At 68.4% G+C, this 2,667-nt stretch carries 3 protein-coding genes and 1 pseudogene; all 4 read right to left on the minus strand.

All coding sequences use genetic code 11. The features are described from left to right. Positions 1-1,006: methyl-accepting chemotaxis protein (locus tag ACXJLU_RS33045; RefSeq protein ID WP_457337959.1), on the minus strand; the 1,006-nt coding region annotated here is incomplete at its 3' end. Continuing rightward, positions 1,007-1,552: pseudogene (locus ACXJLU_RS33050) on the minus strand (MCP four helix bundle domain-containing protein); the annotation flags it as partial. Further along, positions 1,515-2,066 carry a chemotaxis protein CheW gene (locus tag ACXJLU_RS33055; RefSeq protein ID WP_073469424.1) on the minus strand — a complete coding sequence of 184 codons (552 nt, stop codon included), beginning with the start codon at positions 2,064-2,066 and terminating at the stop codon, positions 1,515-1,517. The gene ACXJLU_RS33055 and the pseudogene ACXJLU_RS33050, both read right to left, overlap by 38 nt. 44 nt (positions 2,067-2,110) lie before the next feature. Beyond that, the coding region (locus ACXJLU_RS33060; RefSeq protein WP_457337958.1) for a methyl-accepting chemotaxis protein at positions 2,111-2,667 on the minus strand (557 nt) is incomplete at its 5' end.

Here is a 2,667-nt window from a genome sequence, read left to right on the forward strand (position 1 = left end):
GCGCCGCCACCTGGCTGCGCTCGGCCAGCTTGCGCACCTCGGCCGCCACCACTGCGAAGCCCTTGCCGTGCTCGCCGGCGCGCGCCGCCTCGATCGCCGCGTTCAGCGCCAGCAGGTTGGTCTGGTACGCGATGTCGTCGATGATCCCGATCTTCTGCGCGATCTGCTTCATCGCCGCCACCGTCGCGCGCACCGCTTCGCCGCCCTCGACCGCTTCGCTCGCCGCCTTGGTCGCCATGCCGTCCGTCACCTTCGCGTTCTCGGTGTTCTGCGAGATCGACGCGGTCATCTGCTCGATCGACGCGCTCGTCTCTTCGACCCCCGCGGCCTGCTCGCTCGAGGCTTGCGACAGCGACTGCGCCGTCGCGCTCACTTCTTCCGAGGCCCCCGCCAGCGCCTCGGCGCCGCTGTTCACCTCGGTCACCACCTGCGACAGCTTGTCGACGGTGGCGTTGACGTATTCCTTCATCTCGGCGAACGCACCTTCGTAGTCGCGCTCGATGGTGCGCGTCAGGTCGCCTTCGGAGACCGCGCCCATCACCTGCACCACGTCGCCGATGCTGTCGCCAGTGGTCGACACCAGCGCGTTCAGGCCCTCGCCCATTTCCTTCTGGAAGCCCTGCAGCCCGGCGAGCTCGACGCGCGCGCTGAAGTCGCCGCGGTTCGCCGCCGCCACCACGTGGCGCTGGCCGTCGATCACCTGCTTCAGGCGGCCCACCATCTGCTTCACCGCGAACAGCATGCTGCTGTCGTCGCCGGCCCGCAGCGTGATCTGCGCCGACAGGTCGCCGTCAGCCACCTGGTGCAGCAGCGCCGCGGCATGGTCGGGCTCGCCGCCGAGTTGGCGGCCGATCACGCGGGTGACCAGCAGGCCCAGCCCGATCGCCACCACCACCGAGACGCCGATCACGCCCAGCATCAGCGTCCAGGTGTGGCGCACCGTCTGCTCGGCGCCGTCGTTGGTGGCCTTGGTCTGGCTCGCGAGTTCCTCGATCACCTTGGCCATCGTCGCCTCGATGTCCGAGACGGCCTTGCGCGCCGGCCCGTTGCTCTGGTCGGAGGCCTGGTCGAACTTGCCTTCCAGCACCAGCTGCGCGATCTTCTCGTTCTGCGCCAGGTAGTTCGGCAGCTGTGCATCCAGCTCCTTCATCAGAGCCTGTTCGGTTGCGCTGAGCTGGGTGGCGCGGTAGGCCTTCAGGGCCAGGTTGAACTTGTCGAGGTACGTCGCCGAGCGGCGGATGGTTTCCTTCACCTCGGCCGGGTCCTTCATCGCCGGCAGGCGCACGTACGAGCGCGAATGCGCGGTCAGGCGCGCCTGCGCCTCGGAGATGTCCTGCAGCGGCAGCACGTTGTCGACGTAGGTCGTGTGGATCATGCCGCCCAGCTCGCTCAGGCGCGACAGGCTGTAGCCGCCGACCAGCGCGGTCAGCACCGAGCACAACAGAAAGCTCGCCAGCAGCTTGTGCGCCAGCTTCATGCGATGGAACCAGTTCATGTCAATCTTCCCTTGAATATCAGACGGCCAGCGCGTTCTGCGTGCGGTCGGTGGCATCGGCCAGCGTGCCCAGGTCGTCCAGCGACAGTACGTGGTCGACGTTGAGCAGGATCACGAACTTGCCGCGCACCTTGCCCATGCCGTGGATGAAGTCGGTGCGGATGCGGGCACCGAAGGCTGGTGCCGGTTCGATGTCGGCGAGGTCGATGTCGAGCACCTCGTTGACGGCGTCGACGACGACACCGATCACCTGGCGCTCGCCTTCGGCCTCGACCTCGACGATCACGATGCAGGTGCGCTTGGTGACCGGGCTCGGCGCGCGGCCGAAGCGCGCCAGCAGGTCCATCACCGGCACGACGGCGCCGCGCAGGTTGATCACGCCGCGCACGCAGTCCGGCATCATCGGCACCTCGGTGAGGCTGTGGTACTCGATGATCTCCTTGATCGCGAGGATGCCGATCGCGAACATTTCGCCCGCCAGCATGAAGGTGAGGTACTGCGCCGGCTCGGCGGCGACAGGGCGCGCCACGGCCGTGGCCGGTGCGCGGTGGGTCTGGACCAGTGCGGTCATCGCTGGGCTCCTTGATTCAGCAACACGAGATCAGAAACGTGCGATCAGAAACGCGCGAACTGCGATTCATCCGGGCCTTCGCCGGCACCGGCGAACGCCATGCCCCCGGCGAGGTTGAAGCCGCCCGATGCGGCACGCTTGCCGGCCTTCGCGCTGCGCGTGGCGGCGGGCTTGCTCGGCGGCTGGCCCGAGGCCCGCGCGGCTGGTGTCGCATGGCCACCGGCCAGCTTGAAGAACGACATGGCCTGCTGCAGTTGCTCGGCCTGGCTGCTCATCTCTTCGGACGTGGCCGCCAGCTCTTCGGAGCTCGACGCGTTCTGCTGCGTCGTCTGGCTCAGCTGGCTCACCGCCGCGTTGATCTGGCTGACGCCCGACGACTGCTCTTCCGACGCCGCGGTGATCTCCTGCACCAGGTCCGAGGTCTTCTTGATGTTCGGCACCATCTGGTCCAGCAGGCGGCCCGCCTTCTCGGCCAGCTCCACGCTCGAGCCCGCCACCGTGCCGATCTCCTGCGCCGCCACCTGGCTGCGCTCGGCCAGCTTGCGCACCTCGGCCGCCACCACTGCGAAGCCCTTGCCGTGCTCGCCGGCGCGCGCCGCCT

Source organism: Rhizobacter sp. P5_C2, from assembly GCF_054049715.1.